Source organism: Albidovulum sp. (assembly GCF_041919395.1).
In the GTDB taxonomy this organism is placed as follows: domain Bacteria; phylum Pseudomonadota; class Alphaproteobacteria; order Rhodobacterales; family Rhodobacteraceae; genus Albidovulum.
Window position 1 is genome coordinate 1 of record NZ_JAYRTX010000190.1, and the last position, 2,065, is coordinate 2,065.

General features: G+C 66.2%; 1 protein-coding gene. It reads right to left on the bottom strand.

Features of this window, described 5'->3' with window-relative positions:
- Window positions 1–85: 85 nt before the first annotated feature.
- Window positions 86–2,065: ArnT family glycosyltransferase (locus ACMUOO_RS17255; RefSeq protein ID WP_413855813.1), on the bottom strand; the 1,980-nt coding region annotated here is incomplete at its 5' end.

The window sequence follows — 2,065 nt, forward strand, 5'->3', positions numbered from 1 at the left end:
TTCGGCTATCCGCTGTTCGTGATGGCGCTGGTCGCCATCGGCATCATGCGGTTCGCGTGACCCTGCGCGGGTCGCAGCCCAGGCGTCACTTCAGGTCGTCGATGCCGATCGGGCCCGCGACGACCGTGGCGTGGGGATACCGTTCCGAACGCCCCTCGACGAGGAAAATCCTCCGATCGGGATAGGCCGCGGCGACCTTGCGATTGACCTCGGTCCCGAGGTCGACCGCGAAGAGCGGGGTATCGGCGTCGTCGCTGAAATCGTTCAGCCAGAACGCGCTGCCGTAACGTTCGGGTTTCTCGATGTGGACGAAGACAAGCGCGTTCCTGAGCTCAGCCCGCCGCGAGAGGTCGAGATAGTCGGCGTGGTAGTTGTTGATGTCGGGATACTTGTTGAAGGCGAGCCAGCTTTCGAAGACCGCGATCGAGGTCACGCCCAGCATCAGGAGGAGTGCGGTGATCCTCTCGGCGGCCTGGCCATGCGGATAGAGGGCGTGCATCCGCGCGACGAATTCCCGGATGCCGAGGGCGGAGAAGAGAAGCATCGGAATGAGTGCCATGAACCAATAGCGCGGTCCGGCGTAGAATCCGCCCACATACCAGTAGAGCGCATAGAGCAGGACCGTCACGCCGGTGATCACCGCCATTGCTGCCGCCAGGCGGCTCCAGCGCCCCCAGATGAGGAATACGAGCGCAAAGAAGAGTGACGCGCCCGCCCAGCCGAAGAGGTCGAAGTTGAGTTCGTAGAGGCTTTGCTGGAAGTTGATCAGCGCTTCCGCAGGCGTGTGACCGGGAAATACGTCCACATTGCCCCAGTCGGGCGGCCCGCGGTCAGGGCCGAAGCCGATGGCATTCGCTCCGGGACCCCAGAACGCGTCGAGATAGACGGTCATCGGCAGGGTCATCGGCGACCCGGTCAGCGCGGTATTGTACGCGAAGAGGAGGATCCCCACCGCGATGCAGCCCAGCCCGTACATGACCACAGTGCGCCACTGCCGCCGGTCGGTCAGGAAACCCAGCGTCCAGAGCCCGGTCAGGACGCCCATGTAGACCCCCTCGAGCGGCCGGCTGAGAAAGAGCCAGCCCATCAGGGCGCCGGCAAGAAACGGCAAGAGGAAGCTTGGCGCCTCGCGCGACTTCTGAAGCAGCACCCACGCCCCGAGAACGAGCGCGGCGGTGAAGGTGTGCAGGAGATAGGTGGACGAGATCGACAGGAACCAGGGCGAGACGGCGAGAAGGATCACGACGAGGTCGGCGGTGCGCCGGTCGGTCGCAGTCCGCACGAAACGGTGCAGGAGGACGACACAGATCGCGGCCAGAACCGGATTGAGAAGCCACGGCACCCCCGACCAGATCGCCGGGACGAGCGCGGCCGGCCAGCCCGGAAGATTGACGGAGAACCAGCGGTTGCCATTGGCATCCATGAGGTAGTGGCCGAACGCCTCGACCACGGCCGGCACCGGAACGGAGAGCTGGCCCTCGGCGAAATAGCGAGCATGGAAGAGATAGACGATCCCATCCAGGTGCGGCACTCCGTCGAAGGACCATAGGCTGATCATGGCGCAGATAACCAGGACGAAGAGCGCGGCGAGCCAGGGAAGGCTCCGGCCGGCAGGTGTCGCTCCGGTGTCGGCGCCTGGTGGCGCCACCAGCGGCGCGATCGGCCCCACCGCGGTGCTCAGCGCCGGGCCGGGCAGCGCCACGGCGAAAGCGGCGAGGGCAAGAAGGTTGCAGCCGAGGAAAGCCAACGCGATGGCAAGCTGCTTGACGTACCGGGAGGGGTTGTCCGAGGCGATGAAGTCCATCGCGGCCTTCGACGCGACCACGAGGACGAACGCCAGAAGGGCAAGGCGGGCCCAGCCCATTGCGCGACCGATCCGCCGGAGATGCCCCAGCCCGCCGTTCCGCAGCAGGTAGGCCGCAGCCACGACGCCCTGCGCGCCGACAGCGGCCAGCATGGCGGGGGACAGCCCGCCCGCCGACAGCCGGAAGTGCTGGAACCACAACGGATCCTTCAGCGCGAGCTGGGCGGCGAAACCCGCCAGGAAGAGCGCGGCCATGAGACC